20 protein-coding genes and 1 pseudogene are annotated in these 22,204 nt (G+C 71.7%); 11 read left to right on the top strand and 10 right to left on the bottom strand.

The window, feature by feature from the left end:
* Positions 1-173: 173 nt before the first annotated feature.
* Together OG587_RS31680 and OG587_RS31675 are read left to right on the top strand one after the other, a co-directional pair.
* Positions 174-644: a hypothetical protein gene (locus tag OG587_RS31680; RefSeq protein ID WP_329081611.1), complete on the top strand. Its 471-nt coding sequence runs from the start codon at positions 174-176 to the stop codon at positions 642-644.
* A 153-nt stretch (positions 645-797) separates the two neighbouring features.
* Positions 798-1,364 carry a hypothetical protein gene (locus OG587_RS31675; RefSeq protein WP_329081609.1) on the top strand — a complete coding sequence of 189 codons (567 nt, stop codon included), beginning with the start codon at positions 798-800 and terminating at the stop codon, positions 1,362-1,364.
* Here OG587_RS31675 and recD2 read toward each other — a convergent pair.
* The 5 genes and pseudogenes from recD2 to OG587_RS31650 form a co-directional block, all read right to left on the bottom strand.
* Positions 1,339-3,555: an SF1B family DNA helicase RecD2 gene (gene recD2 / locus OG587_RS31670; RefSeq protein WP_329081607.1), complete on the bottom strand. Its 2,217-nt coding sequence runs from the start codon at positions 3,553-3,555 to the stop codon at positions 1,339-1,341. The two genes, OG587_RS31675 and recD2, sit on opposite strands and share 26 nt — an antisense overlap.
* 178 nt (positions 3,556-3,733) lie before the next feature.
* Complete coding sequence (locus OG587_RS31665) at positions 3,734-4,972, bottom strand: serine hydrolase domain-containing protein (RefSeq protein WP_329081605.1); 1,239 nt, start codon at positions 4,970-4,972, stop codon at positions 3,734-3,736.
* 375 nt (positions 4,973-5,347) lie between these two features.
* Positions 5,348-5,446, bottom strand: a pseudogene (locus tag OG587_RS31660) (DNA-binding response regulator); the annotation flags it as partial.
* An 87-nt stretch (positions 5,447-5,533) separates the two neighbouring features.
* Complete coding sequence (locus OG587_RS31655) at positions 5,534-5,869, bottom strand: hypothetical protein (protein ID WP_329081603.1); 336 nt, start codon at positions 5,867-5,869, stop codon at positions 5,534-5,536.
* Positions 5,870-6,162: 293 nt separating this feature from the next.
* Positions 6,163-7,110, bottom strand: coding sequence for a helix-turn-helix transcriptional regulator (locus tag OG587_RS31650; RefSeq protein WP_329081601.1), 948 nt, complete (start codon positions 7,108-7,110; stop codon positions 6,163-6,165).
* Positions 7,111-7,298: 188 nt separating this feature from the next.
* Between OG587_RS31650 and OG587_RS31645 the strand changes: the two genes are divergently transcribed.
* The 5 genes from OG587_RS31645 (at position 7,299) to OG587_RS31625 (ending at position 13,704) form a co-directional block, all read left to right on the top strand.
* Positions 7,299-8,243, top strand: coding sequence for an alpha/beta fold hydrolase (locus OG587_RS31645; protein WP_329081600.1), 945 nt, complete (start codon positions 7,299-7,301; stop codon positions 8,241-8,243).
* A gap of 685 nt (positions 8,244-8,928) precedes the next feature.
* Positions 8,929-9,930, top strand: coding sequence for a DUF4394 domain-containing protein (locus OG587_RS31640; RefSeq protein ID WP_329081598.1), 1,002 nt, complete (start codon positions 8,929-8,931; stop codon positions 9,928-9,930).
* Positions 9,931-10,285: 355 nt separating this feature from the next.
* Positions 10,286-11,839, top strand: a complete 1,554-nt coding sequence (locus tag OG587_RS31635; RefSeq protein WP_329081596.1) for a hypothetical protein — start codon at positions 10,286-10,288, stop codon at positions 11,837-11,839.
* Positions 11,840-12,034: 195 nt separating this feature from the next.
* Positions 12,035-12,442, top strand: a complete 408-nt coding sequence (locus OG587_RS31630) for a YciI family protein (protein ID WP_329094076.1) — start codon at positions 12,035-12,037, stop codon at positions 12,440-12,442.
* Between the two features lie 8 nt (positions 12,443-12,450).
* Positions 12,451-13,704, top strand: a complete 1,254-nt coding sequence (locus OG587_RS31625; protein WP_329081594.1) for an RNA polymerase sigma factor — start codon at positions 12,451-12,453, stop codon at positions 13,702-13,704.
* 10 nt (positions 13,705-13,714) lie between these two features.
* Here the strand turns inward: OG587_RS31625 and clpX are convergent, their stop codons facing one another.
* A complete protein-coding gene (gene clpX, locus OG587_RS31620) occupies positions 13,715-15,001 on the bottom strand; it encodes an ATP-dependent Clp protease ATP-binding subunit ClpX (protein WP_329081593.1) in 1,287 nt (428 codons plus the stop codon).
* A 48-nt stretch (positions 15,002-15,049) separates the two neighbouring features.
* Positions 15,050-16,270: a cytochrome P450 family protein gene (locus OG587_RS31615; protein ID WP_329081591.1), complete on the bottom strand. Its 1,221-nt coding sequence runs from the start codon at positions 16,268-16,270 to the stop codon at positions 15,050-15,052.
* 103 nt (positions 16,271-16,373) lie between these two features.
* Here OG587_RS31615 and OG587_RS31610 point away from each other — a divergent pair, with 103 nt between their 5' ends.
* Together OG587_RS31610 and OG587_RS31605 are read left to right on the top strand one after the other, a co-directional pair.
* On the top strand, positions 16,374-17,510 hold the full coding sequence (locus OG587_RS31610; protein ID WP_329094075.1) for a TetR/AcrR family transcriptional regulator: 1,137 nt from the start codon (positions 16,374-16,376) through the stop codon (positions 17,508-17,510).
* A 117-nt stretch (positions 17,511-17,627) separates the two neighbouring features.
* On the top strand, positions 17,628-18,365 hold the full coding sequence (locus OG587_RS31605) for a sulfite exporter TauE/SafE family protein (protein ID WP_329081589.1): 738 nt from the start codon (positions 17,628-17,630) through the stop codon (positions 18,363-18,365).
* 164 nt (positions 18,366-18,529) lie between these two features.
* Here OG587_RS31605 and OG587_RS31600 read toward each other — a convergent pair whose 3' ends face one another.
* Together OG587_RS31600 and OG587_RS31595 are read right to left on the bottom strand one after the other, a co-directional pair.
* Positions 18,530-19,951: a S1 family peptidase gene (locus tag OG587_RS31600; RefSeq protein ID WP_329081588.1), complete on the bottom strand. Its 1,422-nt coding sequence runs from the start codon at positions 19,949-19,951 to the stop codon at positions 18,530-18,532.
* Between the two features lie 287 nt (positions 19,952-20,238).
* The gene (locus OG587_RS31595; protein ID WP_329081586.1) at positions 20,239-20,373 is read right to left on the bottom strand and encodes a hypothetical protein; all 135 of its coding nucleotides are present in this window, start codon (positions 20,371-20,373) and stop codon (positions 20,239-20,241) included.
* A gap of 38 nt (positions 20,374-20,411) precedes the next feature.
* On the opposite strand from OG587_RS31595, the gene OG587_RS31590 reads away from it, so the two are divergent.
* Positions 20,412-20,567 (top strand): hypothetical protein, encoded by a 156-nt coding sequence (locus OG587_RS31590; RefSeq protein ID WP_329081584.1) that lies wholly within the window; start codon positions 20,412-20,414, stop codon positions 20,565-20,567.
* Here the strand turns inward: OG587_RS31590 and OG587_RS31585 are convergent.
* On the bottom strand, positions 20,537-20,905 hold the full coding sequence (locus tag OG587_RS31585; RefSeq protein WP_329081581.1) for a MerR family transcriptional regulator: 369 nt from the start codon (positions 20,903-20,905) through the stop codon (positions 20,537-20,539). The genes OG587_RS31590 and OG587_RS31585 overlap by 31 nt on opposite strands.
* 73 nt (positions 20,906-20,978) lie before the next feature.
* On the opposite strand from OG587_RS31585, the gene OG587_RS31580 reads away from it, so the two are divergent.
* Complete coding sequence (locus OG587_RS31580; protein ID WP_329081580.1) at positions 20,979-22,196, top strand: MFS transporter; 1,218 nt, start codon at positions 20,979-20,981, stop codon at positions 22,194-22,196.
* Positions 22,197-22,204: the final 8 nt, after the last annotated feature.

The following is a 22,204-nucleotide window of genomic DNA, read 5'->3' as shown; positions in this document are numbered from 1 at the left end:
CCCGGCCGCGGCCGGAAGATAAGCTGATCGATCCCTCTGCACTTGGCCGGCTGCGCGGGCATGGCCGGTCGCGGCGCTGGTGGAGCGGCTGGAGCAGATCAGCACCGACTCTGGCTGGGTGGCGACGTCCAGGACGACCGGGCACTGCTGGCGGTGCGGGCGAGGCCGGCCCGATGAGCGCGCCGAACACCTGCTCGGACATCGAAAGCACAGCGGGCACGACAGAGGCGGCAGGTGCGACAGAGGCGGGCGCGCTCTCGCCCGAGGCCGCCGGGCGCTACCTGGGGCACATCGGGCGGGCCGACGAGTTCGCCGCCATCGACCTGGTGCCCGGCCCGCACCTGATCACCCACCTGCACCAGACCGGGCCCGACGCGGTCGCGCTGGGCTGCGCGCCGGCCACCCGCCTGCCCCGGGCGCACGCCACGCTCACCGCCTGCCAGGCCGTCGGCGTGCCGGTGATGGCCGGCGGGGCAGGCTTCGGCGCCGACGGCCGCCACGCCCGCCTGCTGGGCGCCGACGCCTGGGCGCCCACCGCCGACGCCGCGGCCGACCGTCTGGAGCGCGGCGACCTGACCGGCCCGCCCCGCCCCGCCCGGCCGACGCGCCGGCCCACCTCGCCGACGAGGAGTACACCCACCTGACGCGCCGGCGCGCCGAGCTGCTCACCCGGGCGCTGGAGACCCTGACCCGCGCCTACCCGCCGATGGCGGCCTACGACCTCCGCCAGCGAGCACCTGTCGCAGCTCGTCGCCGGAGGGCTGCTGGCCGAGGAACGCCAGGGGCGCCACCGGTATGTGCGCCCGGCCGGGCCGCGGGTGGCCCAGCTCATCGAGGATCTGGCCGCCCACGCCGCCCACGGGGCCGGCGCCGCCCACGGGGCCGGCGCCCGGCCCGCGACGCTGCGCGCCGCGAGCGCGGCCCGCGCGCTGGCCGGGGCCCGCACCTGTTATGACCACCTGGCCGGGCGGCTCGGCGTGACGATCACCGACGCGCTCACCGCGCGCGGCCTGCTGCGCCAGGACGCCGGGTTCGCGCTCAGCGACGAGGGGCTGTCGTGGTTCGCCGTCGAGCTGGGGGCGCCGCTGCCCGCCGCCGGGCGCCGCCCGGTGGCCCGGCCCTGCCTGGACTGGACCGAACGCCGCCACCACCTGGCCGGCAGCGCCGGGGCCGTGTTGTGCGCGACCGCGCTGGAGCGCGGCTGGGTCGGCCGGATCGGCTCCGGGCGCGCCCTGAGCGTCACCCGCGCCGGGCACGAGGCGCTGGAGCGCCGGCTGGGCCTGACCGGCCTGGAGGGCGGCGGCCCGGTGAGCGGCCCGGCGGAGCCGCAGGGGCTCCTCAGCGGCCGCGCAGGCGGTGGGTGAGGCTGGTGTGGCGGCGCCCGGCCCCCCGGGTGCGTACCGCCTGGGCCAGCGCGCGGCGCGAGCCGACGATGACGACGAGCTTCTTGGCCCGGGTGATCGCGGTGTAGAGCAGGTTGCGCTGCAGCATCATCCACGCGCTGGTGGCCAGCGGGATGACCACCGCCGGGTACTCGCTGCCCTGGGAACGGTGGATCGACACCGCGTAGGCATGGGCCAGCTCGTCCAGCTCGTCGAAGGCGTACTCGACGTTCTCGTCCTCGTCGGTCAGCACGGTCAGTTTGTGGTCGTCGGGCCTGATGTCGACCACCATGCCCACGGTGCCGTTGAACACCCCCGCCGCGCCCTTCTCGTAGTTGTTGCGCAGCTGGGTGACCTTGTCGCCGACCCGGAAGACCCGCCCGCCGTAGCGGCGCTCGGGCATGCCCTCGCGAGAGGGGGTCAGCGCCTCCTGCAGCGCGTTGTTGAGGTTGCCGGCCCCCGCCGGGCCCCGGTGCATCGGCGCCAGGACCTGTACGTCGCGGCGCGGGTTGAGGCCGAACCTGCGCGGGATGCGGTTGGCGACCACGTCCACGGTCAGTGCCGCGATCTCCTCGGGCTCCTCGCAGGGAAACAGGAAGAAGTCGGTCATGCCCTCCAGGGCGGGGTGCAGGCCGGTGTTGACCCGGTGGGCGTTGACGACCACCCCCGACTCCTGCGCCTGGCGGAAGATGTGGGTCAGCCGCACCCGGGGGATCTCCTCCTCGGCGGCCAGCAGGTCCCGCAGCACCTCGCCCGCGCCGACCGAGGGCAGCTGGTCGACGTCTCCCACGAAGAGCAGGTGCGTGCCCGGGGCGACGGCCTTGACCAGCTTGTTGGCCAGCAGCAGGTCCAGCATCGAGGCCTCGTCGACCACGACCAGGTCGGCGTCCAGGGGGTTGTCGCGGTCGAAGGTGGCGTCCCCGCCGGGACGCAGCTGCAGCAGCCGGTGCACGGTGGTGGCCTCGTGGCCGGTCAGCTCCGCCAGGCGCTTGGCCGCCCTGCCGGTGGGCGCGGCCAGGATCACCTTGGCCTTCTTGGCGCGGGCCAGGGTGACGATGGAGCGCACGGTGAAGCTCTTGCCGCAGCCGGGGCCGCCGGTCAGCACCGCGACCTTCTCCGTCAGCGCCAGCCGCACCGAGTGGGCCTGCTCCTCGGCGAGCTCGGCGCCGGTCCTGGTGCGCAGCCATTTCAGCGCCGCGTCCCAGTCGACGGAGGCGAAGGCGCCCAGCCGGTCGTGCTCGCAGGCCAGCAGGGAGCGCAACGCGCCGGCCAGCGACAGCTCGGCGCGGTGGAAGGGCACCAGGTAGACCGCCGGGACGCTGCCGTCGCCGACGGGGACCTCCTCGCGGACCACGCCCTCCTCGGCGACCAGCTCCTCCAGGCACCACGCGGTCAGCTCGGCGGGAACCTCCAGGATCTTCACCGCGTCGCCGACGAGGTTGGGGGCCGGCAGGTAGCAGTGGCCGTCGTCGGCGGCCTGCGACAGGGTGTAGCGCAGGCCCGCCTTGACGCGCTCGGGGCTGTCGTGCGGGATGCCCACGGCCTGGGCGATGGTGTCGGCGGTCTTGAAACCGATGCCCCACACGTCGTCGGCCAGCCGGTACGGTTCGCTCCTGACGACCGTGATGGACTTGTCGCCGTACTGCTTGAAGATGCGGACCGCGATCGAGGTGGACACGCCGACCCCCTGCAGGAAGATCATCACCTCTTTGATGATCTTCTGTTCCTCCCAGGCGACGCCGATCATCTTGGTCCGCTTGGGGCCGAGCCCGGGGACCTCCACCAGCCGCTCGGGGGTGGTCTCGATGACCTCCAGGGTGTCGACGCCGAAGTGGTCGACGATCCGTTCGGCCATCTTCGGCCCGATGCCCTTGATCAGCCCGGAGCCCAGATAGCGGCGGATGCCCTGGATGGTGGCGGGCAGCACGGTGGTGTAGGACCACACCTCGAACTGCTTGCCGTACTTGGGGTGGGAGGCCCAGCGCCCGGTCAGCCGCAGCGACTCGCCGGGCTGGGCCCCCAGCAGCGGCCCGACCACGGTCAGCAGGTCGGCGCCGGAACGGTCGGTGGCCACCCGGGCGATGGTGTAGCCCGTCTCCTCGTTGGCATACGTGATGCGTTCGAGAACAGCTGAGATCGATACGCCAGAAACCCCGCGTTCCTCCGGCTGCACGCCACCTCCTTCGCGCTGGACCCGCTCGCGCAAGTGTAGGACAGCCGCCGAAGCCCCGAAGGCGCTCGTTTCGGCGACCGAGGATGACCGGGCTCACGTGACCCCCTGCGGCCGGTTGCGCCTGGACATGGAAGCCCGGCCCGACCTCACCGCGGCTGTGAGCGGAATCGTCGGCGGGTCAGTCGTCGATCGCCTGGTAGAGGGTGGTCCAGAAGTCGTGGATGGCCCGCGCCGAATCCGGGGTGGACATCCCGACCTGGGTGAGCAGGATGCCGACGAGCCGGTTGTCCGGGTCGGCGTAGGTCGAGGTGCCGCTTCCGCCGTCCCAGCCGAACTGGCCAACGGGCGCGTAGTCGCCGCGGTAGGTGCGCACCGCCATCCCGAAACCCCAGCCGCCGTGCTGCCCCTGACCGAACGACAAATGAACGACGCCGCGGGCCCAGGCCTGTAGGGCGGCATGTTGCTCGGGCGTGAGGCGGTTGGTGGTCATCAGCTCGACGGCGGGCCGCGACAGGATCCGCTCGCTCCCGTGCGTTCCGCCGTTCAGCAGCATCCGGAAGTAGGCGTGATAGTCGTCGACGGTGGAGTCCAGTCCGCCGCCGCCCGACTGGAACGCCGGGGGCCGACTGTGGTGTCCCCCTTCGACCTCGTCCGCCACGGTGAACTCTCCGGTCTGCGGATCGGGGGCGTACAGGGGCGGCAGCCGGTCGATCTTGTCGGCGGGCACGTGGAAACCGGTGTCGGTCATGCCGAGGGGGTCGAAGATGCGTTCGCGCAGGAACGTCTCGAACGACTGGCCGGTGACCCTGGCCACCAGCACCCCGAGCACGTCGTCGCCAACGTTGTACAGCCACCGCTCGCCGGGCTGGTACATCAGCGGGAGCGTGCCCAGGCGGCGCATCCACTCGTCCGGGTCCGGTGCCGGCAACATCCATCCGTCCTCCTGGCCGTAAACCCCCTGTTCGAAGAAGGCGCTCATCATCGGAGAGGTCCGTGCCGTCATATCCAGCCCGAGCCCCAAGGTGTTGGTGAGCAGGTCCCGCACGCTGATCGGCCGCCGCGCCGGCACGGTGTCCTGAAGCGGGCCGTCGGCCCGCTTCAGGACCCGGCGGTCGGCGAGCTCGGGCAGCCACCGATCTACCGGGTCGTCCAGCCGCAGCCGGCACTCGTCCAGCAGGACCATCGCCGCCGCCGCCGCGACCGGCTTGGTCGTCGAGGCCATCCGGAAGATGGTGTCCCGGCGCATCGGCGCGCCATCGTCATGGCGCATCGTCCCGATCGCCTCCACATGCGTCTGGTCGCCCCTGGCGACCAGGGCGACGAGTCCGGGAATCCTCTCCGACTCGACATGCCGTGCCAGCACCTCGCGCAGTCTGCGCAGCCCCGCTTCGGAGAAGCCGCCGTTGCCTTTACTCATCGTGAATTTCCTCACCTACAGTGTTCGATCTTGCGGGACCCGTCCCGGCGTGGCGCTCATGGGCTTTGCGTGAGCGACGAACGGGGGGCGGGGGAAGCTCGGCGTGGCCCGGTTCTCAGCCCCGAGGGCGCACCTGATCGCGCAGTCACGCCGTGATCTCGTAGCCGTAGGCGGGCCCGCCGGACGGGATCGCCAGGACGATGTCCTCCAGCGTTCCCTTGAGCATCTCCGTCGCCTGCTTGCCCATGGAACACCCCCCCTTCAGCTACTCGGTAGTGCTATCTACCGGTACAAAGTAGCGCTGACTACCGGTACTTAGCAACACCGGATAGCTGGGGCGCGACCCGGGACCGAGAGCGTGTGGGGGCGGGCGACTCAGCCGGGGCCGCCGGGGGAGATCAGGCCGGTCTCGTAGGTGACCACCACGGCTTGGACACGGTCGCGCAGGCCGAGTTCGGACAGGATGCGCGCAACCCGATCAGCCCCCTGCCGTCGCCGGTCCGCGGCCCGGCGCCTCGTGCCCCGCCGGTGTCGGTCACCTCGATCTCCAGCCGGTCGCCGTCATGACCGATCGTTACGGACGCGGCGGCCGCCGGACTCGATCGCGAGCAGGGCCTGCTTCGACTGCTCGGGCTCCGCGTCCATGACCTTGCGGGCCGCGCCGGCCTGGACCACCATGAAGGCGGCACCGGCGAGCGCGGCCGCGAGCACGAGACCACCCATCGCCAGGAACCGGCTACGGCTGTGGGCGAGGGCACCGTACGCGGCGACAGCGCAGGTCAGCACGGTGATCCAGGTGGCACCCGCGTGGGTGGCCAGCGCTGCGGCCAGCACCACCCAGAAGGTGACGAGCGGGTAGTGGCGCCGCGCCGCCAGCGGTAACGCCGTCAGCGCCACGAGGAAGGCGGCCGGGTCGTAGGGCAGAGGCCGGGCAGGCGCGTTGCCGGACGGGACGCCGGCGAGTGAAGCTCAGGCACTGGGCAGGAAGTACGGCAAGCGCTGGGCGAGTGCACCGTCGACATCCCGGCGGGCCACGTGGTGGGGTTGGTGGGACCCAACGGAGCAGGCAAGACGACGCTGCTGAAACTTGAAGGCGCACTGGGTGATCGAAAACAGGCTCCACTTCGTCCGGGACACCGCTTTCCGCGAGGACGCCTCCAAGATCCGCACTTCGACACTATGGGACGGTCTCAGCCGTATCGCTCGACGAGCGCGTTGCCGATTGAGGCCAGGTGGTCTCGCACACCCGGAGGGCCGGTCACCTCGAGCCATTCGACCAGCCCGGCAAGCTCGCCGGCGAGCATGTACTCGTTGTGGCCGCGGATCACGACCTCGATGCGGCCGTCGGTCGTGGAACCTCCCACCTCGAGCCGACCGCCGAGCGCCATCCGGAGCAGGCCTATCCCGTGGGGCGTGCATACCGCCTGGATCTCGAGGGGCGTTCGCTTGCGGTCGACCTCGTCGGCGATCTCGCGCCAGCTCTCGGCAAGGTCGAAGTCCTCGGGTCGGTGCACGGGATCGTCGGTCGGGTCGGCGGACGACACGCGGTCGATCCGGAAGGTCCGCCGGCCGGCCTCGGTGTTGGAGACGAGGTACCACGACGGACCTTTGGCGACGATGCCCAGCGGGTGGACGGTTCTCTCGGTTTCGGCGCCTTTGCTGTCGACGTAGCCGAGCCGCACCTGGACGCCGCGGATCACCGCGTCTTGGAGTTCGTCGAGGAAGCGAGGTGGTCGGTGCTCGACCCGACTCGACCCCCATCGTTGCGGGTCCATGACCAACGACGACGCTGCTGCCTCGGCCTGCACCCGGAAGGGCTCCGGCAGGGCATGGACGAGCTTGCGCAGAGCTGCTTTCACGGCCGGCGTCGCAGCCGAGGCCGGGCCGGCAACCAGGAACAGGGCGCGGGCCTCACTCGCGGTCAACCCGGACAGGTCGGTGCGGGCGCCGCCCACGAGGCGCCAGCCGCCGCCTCGGCCCTGCATGGAGTACACGGGCACCCCGGCCATGGCCAGGGCGTCGAGGTCGCGGCGGGCGGTGCGCTCGGAGACCTCCAGCTCTCGGGAGACCTCTGCTGCTGTCACCTGCTCGCGCCGTTGCAGCAAGAGGAGGATGGCCACCAGCCGGTCGGTTCGCACGCCGACAACACTTTCACGTAAAACCGGTCATGGGGTGACCGGTTTCGGTCGGCAAGATGGCGACATGACCTCACCGACGAGTCCCACTGCCCACGACCGTATCGACCCTCGGCCCGTCGGGGTGCGCCGGCGCTTTCTTCGGTAACCTTCGCCGTCTGATCACCCCGAAAGATTAGAGAGGAAATGCAATGTTCGATCCAGTCGATTTTCCCAAGCCCACCCTTATTTCGGTCAACGGTGTGGAGCTTGAAGTCTTTGAAGCAGGCCGGCAGAATGCCGGAAAGCCCATTGTGCTCTGTCATGGCTGGCCGGAGCATGCCTTTTCCTGGCGCCATCAGGTGCCCGCCCTTGCCGCAGTGGGCTACCATGTCATCGTTCCGAACCAGCGGGGTTATGGCAATTCATCCCGTCCGGCCGAAGTGACGGACTACGACATTGAACACCTGTCGGGTGATCTCGTCGCACTTCTCGATCACTACGGGTACGAGGATGCCACCTTTGTCGGTCATGACTGGGGTGCAATGGTCGTCTGGGGACTGACCCTGCTGCATCCGAACCGTGTAAACAAAGTGATCAACCTGAGCCTGCCTTACCAGGAGCGCGGAGAAAAGCCCTGGGTCGAGTTCATGGAAGATGTGCTTGGCGGCGACTTCTATTTCGTCCACTTCAATCGGCAGCCAGGCGTCGCGGACGCCGTGTTCGAAGAGAACACCTTCCAGTTCCTTCGCAACATGTACCGGAAGAACGAGCCCCCCAGGGAGCCTCGGCCGGGTATGGCGCTGATCGATCTCGCCAGAGCGGAAACGCCCCTCGGTGAGCCCGTAATGAGCGACAGCGAACTGGCCGTTTTCGTCTCCGCCTTCGAATCGACAGGGTTCACGGGCAGTGTGAATTGGTACAGGAACCTTGACCGCAACTGGCGCTTGCTGGCGGACGTGGACCCGATCATCCAGCAGCCCACACTCATGATCTATGGCGACCGGGATGTGGTCCGGAGGTCTGAAAAGCTGGCAGAGTTCGTGCCCAATGTGGAAGTTGTCAATCTGGATTGCGGTCATTGGATCCAGCAAGAGAAGCCGGAAGAAACGAACCAGGCGATTACGAAATGGCTGGAACAGCAGGATGCCATTTAGTGGCTCGTGATCCGGTTCGTGTCACCTGAAGCTCTTCGAGTCGTCGGGCAGTGTGTGAATCTCTCTTCGGCCGAGGCCCGAGCAGCAGCCGCCACCGTCCGATCAGCCACGGCCACCGGCCGTACGGCAAGCCGAGGGCAGACTCACGGGGGAACAGCGGCACTGCGAGGCAGCGGCCGAGCCGCCACTCCCCCGGTGGCCCGCCGGAGCATCTGACAGCGGTACGGAAAACCCGAACGGGCCGGAGGGAAAACCCTCCGGCCCGTTCTTCGCATGTACAAGCTAAAAACGCGGCCCGCGCCGCGATCCCGACCGGTTCCCCGCCGACCAGTGAGACCCCGCGCATCTGGATGTGCGGGTAGCCGGCCTCGGCACGGGTGACGCCCCGGCCACCGGGCCGACCGGTGACCGGCCGGCGGCCGGCCGCTTCGGCGGGACCGTGGTTCTCAGCGCGCCGGAGCCGCCGGTGGACCCGGTGGAACGCGGGGGCGGGGTTTCGCGGGTTTCGCCAGGCTCCGTCCGGGTGCGGGCGGGGTGGATCGCCGGCCGATCCCAGACACGCCGGTGGCCCGCCACCCTTTCGCGGGCCATGTCGTCGCGGTGTGTGATGAAGTCTCTGCGATCTGTAACGGCTCTGTCGCCGAGGACGCGGGTGCCGTGGCACCCGACCGCGAAGGAGAGGCACATGCGAAGGACACTCATCGCCGCCGTGGTGGCGCTGAGCACGGTGGCGGGCGGAGTGACGGGCAGCGCGCCGGCGATGGCCGGGCGCAGGCCCGGCATCGACGTCATCGGGCTCACCGGTGACCAGCGTCTGGTGGGTTTCGAGATCCGCTCCCCCGGCCGCACCCGCGACCTCGGCAGGGTCCGCGGGCTCGCCGGCGACACCGCGCTCGTCGGCATCGACTACCGCGTGCGCGACGGCAAGTTGTACGGCGTCGGGAACCGGGGCGGTGTCTACACGCTCGGCGGGCCGGCCAGGGCGGTCAAGGTCTCGCAGCTGACCGTGCCGCTGAGCGGCGTCGACTTCGGCGTCGACTTCAACCCCGCCGCCGACCGGCTGCGCGTGATCAGCGACACCGGGCAGAACCTGCGCCACAACCTCGACGACCCGACGGGCGCCCCGGCCGCGGGGCGGACCGTGGCCGACGGGCCGCTGACCGGCCCGCAGATCCGCCCCCCGGCCGCTTCCCCGGCTGCTCCGCAGGGTGGCCCGCCGGTCGGCCCGCAGACCGATCCGTCGACCGCTCCGCAGAGCGGCCCGCAGACCGGCCCGTCGAGCGGCCCGTTCCCGACCCCGGACCCGGCCGTCGCGGGAGCGGTCGCGACCGGCGCCTCGGGCGCCGGGTACACCAACAACGACCTCAGCCCGGCCACCGCCACGACGCTCTTCGACGTGGACACCACGGCGGCCCGGGTGATCCTGCAGTCCCCCGCCAACGCGGGCACGCTGGTGGCGACCGGCAACCTGCGGGTGGCCGCGACCGGCGCGGCGGGCTTCGACGTCCACAGCTCGCTGCGCGACGGCGTCACCGTCTCCAACAGCGCCTTCGCCGCGCTGAGGGTCGGCGGGCGCTACGGGTTCTACGGCGTCAACCTGCTCACCGGCGCCGTCAACTACAACTACGGCCTCTTCCCCGCCAACCGGCAGGTGCGCGACATCGCCATCCGGCTCGACCGCGGCTGAGGCCGGCCGTCGTGGTTGAGGCCGGCCGTGGCCGAAACCGGCCCCGGCGACCGCGCACGGGTCGCGCCGCCGGTCCACGACACGGACCTTTCCGCCGGAGGTGACACCGGCCACCCACGACGCCACCCACGACGCTGGCCGTGACGCTGGCCGTGACACCGATCGTGGCCGGTCGTGACACCGGCCACGACGCCGTACGCGGCCGAACGGCCCGCGGCCCGGCCCCGCGCGACGGCGCGGGGCCGCCGTACGCGAAGATCCAGGGTCTTCCCAGCGCCGGACCGGGGCGATATGACAAGGATGCGCCGTATGTCGGGGGCGGCACGGCCATCGAACGTCACGACGGGGAGACCACATGACCGTACAAGTGATCATTGAGGCAGTCGGCCGGACGGAGCTGACGGCCGAGCGGGTACGGGAGGTGGCCGGAGCCCATCCCGCCGTGCTCGCGCACCTGGAGGTCACCGATACCGGGCGGCTGATCGTGGGCCCCGCGGTGGCGCTCGGCCACGACCCGGACGCGAGCGCCCCGTTCCGGGCGGGGGTGTTCGACCCGGTCTCCAACCGGGGGGTCGAGCTGCGCGGGACCCTGGACCGGCCCGAGGAGGCGCAGGTGCTGCCCAGCGCCTACCGGCCCAACCCGCGCCACGAGGAGCTGAAGGCCGCCGCGGCGATCCTGCGGGCCGACGAGCGCTTCCCCGCCGGGGACGACGTGCTGGTCTACCAGCCCATGCCGCCGCTGGCCGACCTGGACAACCCCGACGGCACCACCACCCGCCGCCCCACCCTGGGCGTCTACGACCCCTCGGGCGCCACCCGGCACCGCATCGTCGCGGTGGACGTCGCCGGAGGCGTCGTCGACTGGTCTCCGGCCGGTGTCAGCGTCGCGATGCACCACCCGGGTGACTGCGAGTCGCACCTGCCCGTACCCGTGGAAAGCCTGCGCGACCGGGGCGGCCCCGACCAGGTGCGGTTGCGCGTGGTCGACGGTACCACCGAGCTGTGGAACATGATCGTGGTGCGGCCCCGCGCCTCGACGCCCGTCAACCCCGGCGACGGCTCGGGGGTCGAGCTGCGAGAGGTGCGCTACCGGGGCAGGCTCGTGCTGCGCCAGGCGCACGTGCCGATCCTCAACGTCCAGTACGAGGAGGACGGCGTCACCTACCGCGACTGGCAGTACGAGGAGACCCGTTTCTCGGCGACCGGCACCGAGCCGGTGGGCTGGGGATGGCGGATCTGCGCTGATGCGCCCCGGACCATCCTGGAGCGGCCCGACAACGACGCCGGCAACTTCCAGGGGGTGGCCTTCCACCACGACGGCGGCGAGCTGCGGATCGTCAGCGAGCTGGCGGCCGGCTGGTACCGCTACGCCTCGGAGTGGCGCCTGACCGACGAGGGCACGATCAAACCGCGCTTCGGGTTCGCCGGGGTGCGCAACCCGCGCACCTGCATGCGCCACCGCCACCACGTCTACTGGCGCTTCGACTTCGACGTGGAGGGGTCGGCCAACGACGTGATCGAGCAGTTCGACGACACCGGCTCGGGCGTTCCCGAGGCGGTGCCGATCGTGCGGGAGGTCGCCCGCAGGCGGCGCCCTCCCGCTCTGTTCTGGCAGGTCACCGACAAGACCAGCGGCCGGGGGTGGCGGATGGTCCCTGGCGGGCATGACAAGACCACCGACCCCTACGGCGTCGCCGACCTGTGGTTCCTGCGCCACCACCCGGCCGAGCTCTACGACGGCAACACCGGCCCCGACAACCGGGCGATGCTGAACCGCTTCGTCAACGGCGAGAGCGTCAGCGCCACCAACGTCGTCGTCTGGTACGCCGGGCACTTCCGCCACGACCAGAACGACCCCGAGCCCCACCAGGGACACGTCGTGGGCCCGGACCTGATCCCCGTCACCTGAACTCCGTCACCTGCAACCCCGGCCGGCGGACATCCGGCCGGGGAAGATTGACTAGCCTGGGGCACCGGCGCGGGCGGATCGACGACTGTCTCCGATTCGGTCGCGGACGGATGTCCGGTACGGGCCGCCGGCCCCGACGTCTCCGGTGCCGGGCGCCACGGCGGCGCCGGCGGAGAAGGAGAGACCGTGAAGTACATGATCTTGATGTACGCCTCGCAGCGGGACTACGACGCCATGTCGGGCGACGCCGAGGGCCACCCGGGCCTGTCCCCGGAGGACTTCGAGCCGATGCACGCCTTCATGCGGGCGTTCGGCGAGGACCTGGAGAGGTCCGGCGAGTTCGTCGAGACGCGGGGCCTGGCCGCTCCGGTCCACACCCGCAGGGTGGGGTCGAAGGACGGTGTCCCGGTCGTGACGGACGGGCCCTACGCCGAGACCGAGGAGGTCCTGGCCGGCTACTGGATCGTGGAGTGTGAGAGCTTCGACCGGGCGACCGAGATCGCCGCCCGGCTGGCGGAGTGCCCCGCCCCCGAGCAGCTCGCCGCGAACGCCTACGCCGACGTACGGCCGGTCGAGGAGTTCCGGGGCGAGCCGGTGATCTGATCGCCTCCGTGCCCGGCACCGAGGTGGAGGACCTGCTGCGCCGGCTGGCGCCGCAGGTCCTCGGCGCGGTGGTACGGCGCTACGGGCATTTCGACACCGCCGACGACGCGACGCAGGAGGCGCTCCTCGCCGCCGCCACGCGGTGGCCGAAGGACGGCCTCCCCGACAACCCGCTGGGCTGGCTGATCACGGTCGCCTCGCGCAGGCTGACCGACCTGCTGCGCGCGGAGCAGGCGCGCCGGCGCCGGGAGGACACCGTCGCCCGGTGGATGCCGCCCGGCCAGTGGTCGGCGCCCGCCGCCGACAGGCCCGCCGCCGAGTCCGACGACACGCTCATCCTGCTGTTCATGTGCTGTCACCCCTCGCTGTCGCCGGCCTCGCAGATCGCCCTCACCCTGCGGGCGGTCGGCGGCCTGACCACCGCGGAGATCGCCCGCGCGTTTCTCGTGCCGGAGGCGACCATGACCCGGCGCATCACCCGGGCCAAGCGCAGCGTCAAAGACAGCGGCATCCCCTTCGCCATCCCCTCGGGGCCCGAGCGCGCCGGACGGCTCGGCGTGGTGCTGCACGTGCTCTACCTGATCTTCAACGAGGGGTACGCCAGCACCTCGGGGCCGAACCTGCAGCGCGTCGAGCTGTCGGCGGAGGCGATCCGGCTGACCCGGACGGTCCACCGGCTGCTACCCGACGACGGCGAGGTGACGGGACTGCTCGCGCTCATGGTGCTCACCGACGCGCGCCGTCCGGCGCGCACCGGGCCCGACGGCTCCCCGATCCCGATGGCCGAGCAGGACCGGAGCCGGTGGGACGCCGCCGCCGTCGCCGAGGGCGTGGCGCTCATCACCGGCGCGCTCCCCCGGGGGACGATCGGCCCCTACCAGCTCCAGGCGGCGATCGCCGCGATCCACGACGAGGCACCCAGCGCCGAGGCGACCGACTGGCCGCAGATCACCGCGTTGTACGAGCTGCTGATGCGGATCTCCGACAACCCGGTGGTGGCGCTGAACCACGCCGTGGCGGTGGCCATGTCCCGCGGCCCGCGCGCCGGGCTCGGCCTGCTCGATCCGCTCGCGGCCGACGGGCGGATCGCCGACGACCACCGGCTGCACGCGGTCCGCGCGCACCTGCTGGAGATGGCCGGCGACCGGGGGGCGGCGCGTGAGTGCTACCGGGAGGCGGCCCGGCGCACGACCAGCCTCCCGCGGCAGCGCTACCTCCACGCCAGGGCGGCACGCCTGGCGGACGGGCACACCGGCCCCTGACGGGAGCCTGTCAGGCGGACCTGTCGCGGCGCTCCGGGCCGTGGCCGGGATGGCGGCGCGGCACCAGTGTCGGGTTGACGTTGCCCAGCACGGTGTCGCGGTCGATCACGACGCGGGCCACGTCGTCGCGGCCCGGTACCTCGTACATCACGTTGAGCAGGACCTCTTCGAGGATCGCGCGGGTCGCCCGCGCGCCGGTGCGCCGCAGCAGCGCCTGGTCGGCGATCGCGCCGACGGCCTCCTCGGTGAACTCCAGCTCGACGCCGTCCATCTCGAAGAGCCTGCGGTACTGCTTGATCAGGGCGTGGCGCGGCTCGGTGAGGATCCGCACCAGCGCCGTACGGTCCAGCGGCTGGAAGGTCGACACCACCGGGAGCCGGCCGACCAGCTCGGGGATCAGCCCGAACCTCAGCAGGTCCTCGGGCATGACCTCGGCGAGGACGTCCCGCTCCCGGCCGACGCGGATCGTGGCGCCGAACCCGGCGCCCCCGCGGCCGGTCCGGGACTCGATGATCTGTTCCAGGCCGGAGAACGCGCCACCGCAGACGAACAGCACGTTGGTGGTGTCGATCTGGATGAACTCCTGGTGCGGGTGCTTGCGGCCGCCCTGCGGGGGAACGCTCGCGGTCGTGCCCTCCAGGATCTTCAGCAGGGCCTGCTGCACGCCCTCGCCGGAGACGTCGCGGGTGATCGACGAGTTCTCGCCTCTGCGGGCGATCTTGTCGATCTCGTCGATGTAGACGATGCCGGTCTCGGCCTTCCTGATGTCGTGGTCGGCGGCCTGGATCAGCTTGAGCAGGATGTTCTCGACGTCCTCCCCCACATATCCCGCCTCCGTCAGGGCGGTGGCGTCGGCGATCGCGAACGGGACGTCGAGCATCCGGGCGAGCGTCTGGACGAGATGGGTCTTGCCGGAACCGGTGGGGCCCAGGAGCAGGATGTTGGACTTGCCGAGTTCGACCGGCTCGCCGCCCGCGGCGGGCCGGTCGTCCGCGAGCACGCGCTTGTAGTGGTTGTGGACCGCCACCGCGAGCGACTTCTTGGCGCCCTCCTGCCCGACGACGTACTGCCCGAGGAACTCATGGATCTCCCGCGGCTTCGGCGATCTGCGGAGCCCGCCTCCCAGGGAGCCGGGAGACTCGCCGAACTCCTCGGCGATGAGCTCGTTGCAGAGCCCGACGCACTCGTCGCAGATGTGGACACCGCCGGGACCCGCGATGAGCCTCATGACCTGCCTCTGGCTCTTCGCGCAGAACGTGCATTTCAGCGGGTCGCCACGGTCACCGGTGCGTGCCATGTGGAAACGTCTCCTCAACGGTCGTACGGGACGGGAGGCCAGGAAGGGTCAGGAGAGGGTCACGAGCAGTGACGCCAGGCGCCAGGTGCCCGGGTCGGGCGCGCGTCCGGCGTTCTCCGGGGCCATGGCCAGGGCGGGGAAGCGGCGCAGCAGCGCCGTGAGCGCGACCTCGGTCTGTACGCGGGCCAGCGAGGCGCCGAGGCAGAAGTGCGGTCCGTGGGCGAATCCGAGGTGTCCGGCCGCCTCGGTGCTCCGGCCCAGGTCGAGCAGGTCGGGGGCGGTGAACGCGCGCGGGTCGCGGTTGGCGGCGGCGATCGCGGCGGTGACCGGCTCGCCCTTGCGGACCAGCGTGCCGTGCAGCTCGACGTCCTCGCGCGCGTAGCGGGGGATCGACAGCAGCGTCGGGCCGCACCAGCGGGTCAGTTCCTCGACGGCGCGCGGCATGAGCCCGGCGTCCTCGCGCAGCGCGGCGGCCTGGCCGGGGTGGGTGAGCAGGACCTCCACGGCGTTGGCGATGAGGTTCGTGGGCGTCTGCCCCGCCATGACCAGGTGCCAGACCATGGTGACCAGCTCGGTGTCGCTGAGCCGGTCACCGTCGTCGGCCTGGGCGCGGATGAGGTCCGACAGCAGGTCGTCACCGGGTTCGGCGCGCCGGCGCGCGACCGCCGCCTTGGCGCCTTCCATGATGCCCGGGATGGCGTCGGCGAACTGCCGGCCCATGCTCCCCACGACGGTGGCGCCGTACTCGCGCCAGCGCGGGCGGTCGGCGCCGGGGACGCCGACCAGCTCGCAGATGACGTCCATCGGCAGCGGCCGGGCGAAGTGCGCCAGCAGGTCCACCACGCCGTGCTCGGCGTGGCCGGGCAGGCCGTCCAGCAGGGCGGCGACGATCGGCTCGATCCGCGGCCGGAACCCGGCGGCGCGGCGCGCGCTGAACGCGGGCGCGACCAGCCGGCGCAGCCGCAGGTGCTCGGGCCCGTCCATCTCGCTCATGGTCCGCATGTAGGGCAGACAGTCCTCGGGCACGTCGGGCCGCATGAAGCTGGCGGCGTTGATCTCGAACCGCGGATCGCTCAGCATCGCCTTGGCGTCCTCGTGCCGGGTGAGGGCCAGCATCGGGCCGAAGCCGGGGGCCACCAGCCGTGCCAGCGGCGAGGCCTCCCTGGCGCGCCCGTACGCGGCGAAGGGGTCGCGCAGCACCTCGGCGTCGGTGAGATGGATCTCGGGAACCTCGGGGGCGCCGCTCACGTCCTGGTCGACAGCCGTCATGGATCCTCCAGAATTTCAGATGGTATAAACAGATGCTCTTATCATCTGAGTGGTCACGGTATCTTGGATCACGACGGACGGCAACGCCGCGACGAGGAGGACGATGGGCCGGCTCAGCAGGGCGCAACTGCAGGAACACAACCGCGCCAAGGTGCTGGCCGCGGCCGTGGAGGAGTTCGCCGAACGCGGATTCCGCGACGCCAAGATCGACACCATCGCCGAGCGCGCCGAGCTCACCCGGGGCGCGGTCTACTCCAACTTCCCCGGCAAGCGGGCCCTGTACTTCACGGTCCTGGCCGACCTCGCCGAGCGCGCCGAGCCGCCGGCCCCGGATTCGGAGCCGAGCCTCACCCCCCGTGAGGCGCTCGCCTCGCTCGCCCGCGCCTGGCTGGCCCGCCTGCCGCTGACCACCGACGAGCGCTACGGCCTGGCCAGGATCGGCGTGGACCTGATGCCCGAGATCCTCGCCGACGAGCGGATCCGGCTGCCGTTCGCGCAGCTGATGAGGCTCGACGCGATCCTGCTCGGGCTCGCCCTGGAGCGCCTGCGCCCGCCCGCGACCCCTGACGGCCGCCTGGTGCGCGTGGCCGAGGCCGCGCTCACCACCCTGCACGGCGCGACCCAGGTGGCCGCCGCCGCCCCCGGCTTCACCGATCCCTTCACCATCGTCAGCGCCTGCGAGCGGCTCGCCGACCTCGGCCTCGACGACAGGTGGCCGTCCACCCCGTGGATCCCGCGGGCGCGGCCCGCCGACGAGCCGTGGTCCCCGCCACCGGCGGTGGACGTGGTGCGCGGCGAGCCCGCCCGGCTCGCCGGCGACGGCGTGGTGGCGATCCTCGGACTGCACCGGCTTGAGGCCGTCGAGGAGGCGGTACGGGCCGCACCGGCGGATGCCACGATCACCGCCGTCCTGGTCACCGGCGACCCCGGCGAGCTGGCACCGCTGGCGCGGCTGGCCGTCGCCGACCTCTGCGGCTGCCTGCGCCAGGCCTTCCCGCCCTCGGCGTGGCCGCGCCTGCAGGTGGTGTTCGACACCTCGGGCGCCCTGGCCGCGGCGGCCGGCGTCCTGGCCGTCAGCGACGCGACCGAGGCCGCCGTCCGCGTGGAGGCGGGCCGGATCGTCGTACGCGCCGACGGCCGCGGCGCGTGCCACACGGCCGCCTCGGCAAAGAGCGCAGAGGGCGCGGAGAGCGCGGAGGGCAGGGCCGCTCCGGTGCGGCCCTCCGCGCCGGGGCGGTGAAGCCGCTCCACTCCCCCGCCCGGAGGTTCGGGTGCCCGGCCAGGGGATTCGCCGGCTGACGCATCATGTACGGTCATCTGTGACCTCATCTCCCGCTTCCTCCCGCCGGCGAGGCTGATGCCCTCCCTTGACGCCGCCCAGTGGGTGATCCTGCTGGCCGCCCTGTTCCTGGTGGGCTTCTCCAAGACCGGCGTCTCCGGTACGGGGACGGTGGCGATCGCCCTGTTCGCGCTCGTGCTGCCGACCAAGGAGTCCACGGGGACGCTGCTGCCGCTCCTGCTCGTCGGCGACGTGGTCGCCGTGGCCTCCTACCGGCGTCACGCCGAATGGCCGAGGCTGATCAGGTTGTTCCCGTGGGTCGCCCTGGGCGTGGTCGCCGGGGCGGTGGTGGTGCGCTGGGTCGACGACGGGCAGATGAGACGGCTCATCGGGACGATCCTGCTGGTGATCATCGCCGTACACCTGTGGAACCGGCGCCGGGCACCGGAGGACTCGCTCGCTCACCGCCGCCCGGTGGCCGCCCTCGCGGGCGTCTTCGCGGGCTTCGCCACCATGACGGCGAACGCGGCCGGTCCCATCATGGCCGTCTACTTCCTGGCGGCGGGCCTGCCGATGCTGGGCCTCCTGGGCACCAGCGCCTGGTTCTTCCTGACGATCAACGCCTTCAAGGTGCCGTTCAGCGTCGCGCTGGGCCTGATCACCCCCGCCGGCCTCGTCTTCGCCGCGCTGGGCGCCCCGGCGGTCCTCGCCGGAGCCGCGACCGGGCGCGCCGTCATCGACCGCATCGACCGCACGCTCTTTGAGCGGATCACGCTGGGGCTCACGCTGCTGGCCGCGGTGCGCCTGCTGCTGTGACGTCCCTCCCGGCGGCCGGTCGTCACGACCGGCCGCGGCCCCGGCGAGGACCGCGATCCACCGGCGCGAGAACGCCCTGTCTCGCAGCGGCCCCCACATCGGGGAAGGCGCGGATTCGGTGCCGCCGACGGCGGTGCGGCGGACGGGGTTTTCCCCGGTGCCGGTTACGGTGTCGTGTAGCCCAACGTGTAGGGGCCGACGCCTTTGAAGGAGATGACCAGGTAGCGGTAGTCGCCGGGCGACCCCCAGTAGGCGAGTTCCTCGAAGGGGTTGGGACTGTCGGAGGCCGCGACGGTGCTCCAGGTGGAACCGATCCGTTTTTGCAGGTAGAGGTCGAAGTCGCCGCCGGCGTTGCTCTCCATGCAGCCGTAGTGGTTGCGGGTGGCGGTCGTGCGGTAGTACAGGCCGTTGGGCTGGTAGACGGACTGGCCGCTGCCCAGCGTGCCGGTGAGGACGGTGGGGTAGGCCTGGCAGGAGCCGGTGCTCGCCGGAGCCTTCCCTTCGTTGGTCATCAGGGTCAGGTCGTAGGCGGTGAGAATCTTGCCGATCGGCTCGACATAGGTGACGCCGCCGGTGGTGCAACTGCCGGAGCCGCCCGAGACGATCCCTTGGGCATGGCCGATCGCGAGCACGGCGGCGCCCGCGTTGCCGGGTTCGCCGCAGATGCTGGTGCGTATCAGATGGTCGACGACCCCTTCGGGATAGGTGACGTCGGTGTCGCGCTGGGTGATGGTGCCGCAGTGCCAGTCGAGGCCGGTGGTGGAGGACCCGGACAGGCAGACCGAGCTGCCCTCGATGGCTTCTTTGGAGCCGTAGACGCGCATGGTGCCGCCGCTGTCGTTGCCCACCAGCGGCCGGGGTGTCCAGGTGTCGTTGAGCGCGATCCAGGAGTGGTCGCCGCCGGGGAACGTCGAGGCCTGCACGGTGCCTTGGGCGAGCCGGTTGAAGCCGATGGTGGCGTTGCCCGGTCTGCCGCAGTGCCCGGCGCTGACGAACCCCTTCTGGTCACCGCGGGTCACCGAAAAACCGACCGAGCAGCGGGTCGCGGTGTCGACGTAGTAGGCCTGGCCGCCCACCAGGCGGGTCTGCAGGCCGGTCTGCGGATCGGCGGGTGGTCCGGGCCGCAGGTTGGCCTGCAGAAGCCGGGGCTGCTCGGTTGAGGTGATCACTTGTATCGCGGCGGGGGCGACTCCGGCGGTCTTGACGGAGTTCGCGGTCGCCCTGGGCGTGCTCGACAAGATGACGACCTTGTTGGTTCTGACGTCGACGTAGCGCACGCTGCTCACCTTCGAAAGGGCGGGCTGGGCGTCATCGAGCTTTTCCTTGACCTCCTCCAGTCTCGCCAGTGACCGGCTGACGATGAGGGGCTGGGCGCCTTCGGCGCTGATCCGGGCGGCGTCGGCGCGGCTGGTGGTGGCCACCACCAGAGTTTGCGCGATGGATCCCAGGAGCCAGGAGCCGGCGAAACGATCATCGAGCCTTCTGCGTAGATGCACCGCGACCGGGATCAGGCGGGATTCGTTGAGCAGACGGCTCTGGGCCTGGTCCGCGGTGAGGTCCAGGTCGCGCTGTATGGCCGTCAGCATGCCCAGCGGAGGTTTCCACGCTGACAGACCCCGGTCGGCAACCTCCACACCTGGAACGGCCGGGACCGCCTGAGCCGGGCGGCCGGCGACGGCGGGGGCCGTCATCGGGGCCAGGGCGGTGATCGCCAGGAAACATCCCGCGACGGCGGCGTTCTTGGAAGAAATGATGATCTCCTTGGCCTCGGCTCCGTAAGCGTGAGGGGGAGATCGCCTCGCAACACCGGTCGACCCGGGATATAGGCAATGTCATCTTACGGAGTGATCGCCGCTCAACACCTCGAAAGCCCTTACGCCACGCGGGTGACGATAAAGATGATCATGTCCCGGCAGGCCGGCTTCCAGCGCGCCGCGCTGGGCGCCGCCTCCGGCCCGGCGGAGAACGCCTGCCCCGGCCCCTTCCTGATCGGGCCGGCGGTGCTCATGCTGCTCACCGACCACGCCGAGGAGCGGCCGTCGCTGTGTGTGCGACGACGCCCGGTGGCTCGACGAGTCCCTGCGCGTGCTCGCCTTCGTCGGGCGCCTCCTGCGGGCCGGTTGCGTCGTCGTGCTGTTCGGCCTGCGCGGGGACGCCGCGGGATTCGCTTCTCAGGCCTCCGGCTGGACGACGGCAAGGTAGGCGAGGATGACGTCGCGGTTTCCGGCCAGGCAGTCGATGCGCCGCTGGATCCGCTCGGCCTCGCCCCGCAGCAGCTCCGCGGTCTCCGGGGTCAGGCACTCGGGGTGAAGGTGGATCTCGTCCGGTGTGTTCAGGAAGGGCAGGATCCTGCGGATGATCTCGGTGGTGAGGCCGGAGTCGAGAAGCCCGCGGATCTGCTGGACCCGCTGGAGCGCCGAGACGTCGTAGGAGCGGTAGCCGTTGCCGGTCCGCTCGGGGTGCAGCAGATCCTGCTCCTCGTAGTAGCGCAGCATCCGGGTGGGGACGCCGGTGCGCCGCGACAGCTCACCGATCCTCATGGCGCTCCTCGGAGGCGGGGTGACGGGAACCACATTTCCCTTCACATTGATGTGAAGGTTTCACCATGGTCGCATGTCCACCACCCCGGCCACCTCCACCCCGCCCACCCCCTCGGCCGCCGCGCCGCCGAAACCACCGCTGTGGGGGTTGCTCGCCCTGTCGGCGGTGGCGTTCGGCGCCGTGATGACCGAACTGCTCCCGGCCGGGCTGCTGCCGCAAATGAGCGCGTCCCTGCGCGTGCCGGAGGGCCGGGTCGGGTTCCTGGTGACCGGGTACGCGCTCGCCTCCCTCCTCGCCGCGATCCCCCTCACCGCGGCCCTGCGCGGCCTGCCCCGCCGCCCGGTGCTCCTCGCCGGGCTCGCCGGCTTCGCGCTGCTCAACGCCGTCACCGCCCTGTCCTCCTCCTACCCGCTGACCTTCGCGGTCCGGCTGCTGGCCGGTGTGGTGGGCGGCATGCTGTGGGCGATGCTCGCCGGCTACGCCGCCCGGATGGTCCCCGCCCACCGGCGCGGGCGCGCCATCGCCGTCGTCCTGGCCGGCATCACCGCCGCGCTGTGCCTCGGCATCCCCGCGGGGACCGCCCTGGCCACCGCGTTCGGCTGGCGTACCGGGTTCGCCGCCCTGGCCGTCCTGGCCCTGGTCTCGATCGCCTGGGTGAGCTGGACGGTCCCCGGCCTTCCCGGCGAGCCCGCCGCCGGGCGCCCGCCGCTGCGCCGCGTCGCCGCCACGCCCGGCATCCGCGCCCTCCTGGCCGTCACCCTGTTCCTGCTGCTGGGCCACCAGTCGATGTACACCTACACGGCGCCGTTCGCCGAGCGCTCGGGCTTCGGCCACACCGGCCTGGTCCTGCTCGTCTTCGGTGTCGCCACGGTCGCCGGCGTCTGGATCGCCGGGCTCCTCGCCGACCGCCACCTGCGGCCGACCCTCCTGGGCGCCCTGGCGCTGATCGCGGCCGCGATGCTCGCCCTGGGCCTGTCCGGGCACGTCCCCGCGGTCCTGCTCGTCGCGGTCGCCCTGTGGGGCGCCGCCTTCGGCGCGGCGCCCACCCTGCTGCAGACCGCCCTGGTCGACGTCTCAGGACCCGGCGGCGCGGACGTGGCCACCTCCCTGCAGACCACCGTCTACAACGCCGGCATCGCCGCCGGATCCCTGGCCGGCGGCCTCGTCCTGGAAGGTACGGCGAGCGGCGCGGACGCCCTGCCCTGGACCGCCCTCCCCCTGGTCACCGCCGCCCTGGTCATCGTCGCCGTGGCCCGCCGCCACGCCTTCCCCGCCCGCCACCACGCGTGACGCCGCCT

Source organism: Streptosporangium sp. NBC_01469, from assembly GCF_036227305.1.
GTDB lineage: Bacteria > Actinomycetota > Actinomycetes > Streptosporangiales > Streptosporangiaceae > Streptosporangium.
Note: the sequence above shows the minus strand (reverse complement) of the source record. Positions and strands in the feature narration are given on the sequence as shown.

Excerpts from the sequence above, each read along its gene's own strand:
- OG587_RS31630 (WP_329094076.1), top strand. The coding sequence starts at position 12,035 with ATGATCTTGATGTACGCCTCGCAGCGGGACTACGACGCCATGTCGGGC.
- OG587_RS31610 (WP_329094075.1), top strand. The coding sequence starts at position 16,374 with ATGGGCCGGCTCAGCAGGGCGCAACTGCAGGAACACAACCGCGCCAAG.
- OG587_RS31665 (WP_329081605.1), bottom strand. The coding sequence starts at position 4,972 with ATGAGTAAAGGCAACGGCGGCTTCTCCGAAGCGGGGCTGCGCAGACTG.
- OG587_RS31585 (WP_329081581.1), bottom strand. The coding sequence starts at position 20,905 with ATGAGGATCGGTGAGCTGTCGCGGCGCACCGGCGTCCCCACCCGGATG.
- OG587_RS31635 (WP_329081596.1), top strand. The coding sequence starts at position 10,286 with ATGACCGTACAAGTGATCATTGAGGCAGTCGGCCGGACGGAGCTGACG.
- OG587_RS31580 (WP_329081580.1), top strand. The coding sequence starts at position 20,979 with ATGTCCACCACCCCGGCCACCTCCACCCCGCCCACCCCCTCGGCCGCC.
- clpX (WP_329081593.1), bottom strand. The coding sequence starts at position 15,001 with ATGGCACGCACCGGTGACCGTGGCGACCCGCTGAAATGCACGTTCTGC.
- OG587_RS31645 (WP_329081600.1), top strand. The coding sequence starts at position 7,299 with ATGTTCGATCCAGTCGATTTTCCCAAGCCCACCCTTATTTCGGTCAAC.
- OG587_RS31600 (WP_329081588.1), bottom strand. The coding sequence starts at position 19,951 with ATGCTGACGGCCATACAGCGCGACCTGGACCTCACCGCGGACCAGGCC.
- OG587_RS31680 (WP_329081611.1), top strand. The coding sequence starts at position 174 with ATGAGCGCGCCGAACACCTGCTCGGACATCGAAAGCACAGCGGGCACG.
- OG587_RS31605 (WP_329081589.1), top strand. The coding sequence starts at position 17,628 with ATGCCCTCCCTTGACGCCGCCCAGTGGGTGATCCTGCTGGCCGCCCTG.
- OG587_RS31595 (WP_329081586.1), bottom strand. The coding sequence starts at position 20,373 with ATGAGCACCGCCGGCCCGATCAGGAAGGGGCCGGGGCAGGCGTTCTCC.
- OG587_RS31615 (WP_329081591.1), bottom strand. The coding sequence starts at position 16,270 with ATGACGGCTGTCGACCAGGACGTGAGCGGCGCCCCCGAGGTTCCCGAG.
- OG587_RS31640 (WP_329081598.1), top strand. The coding sequence starts at position 8,929 with ATGCGAAGGACACTCATCGCCGCCGTGGTGGCGCTGAGCACGGTGGCG.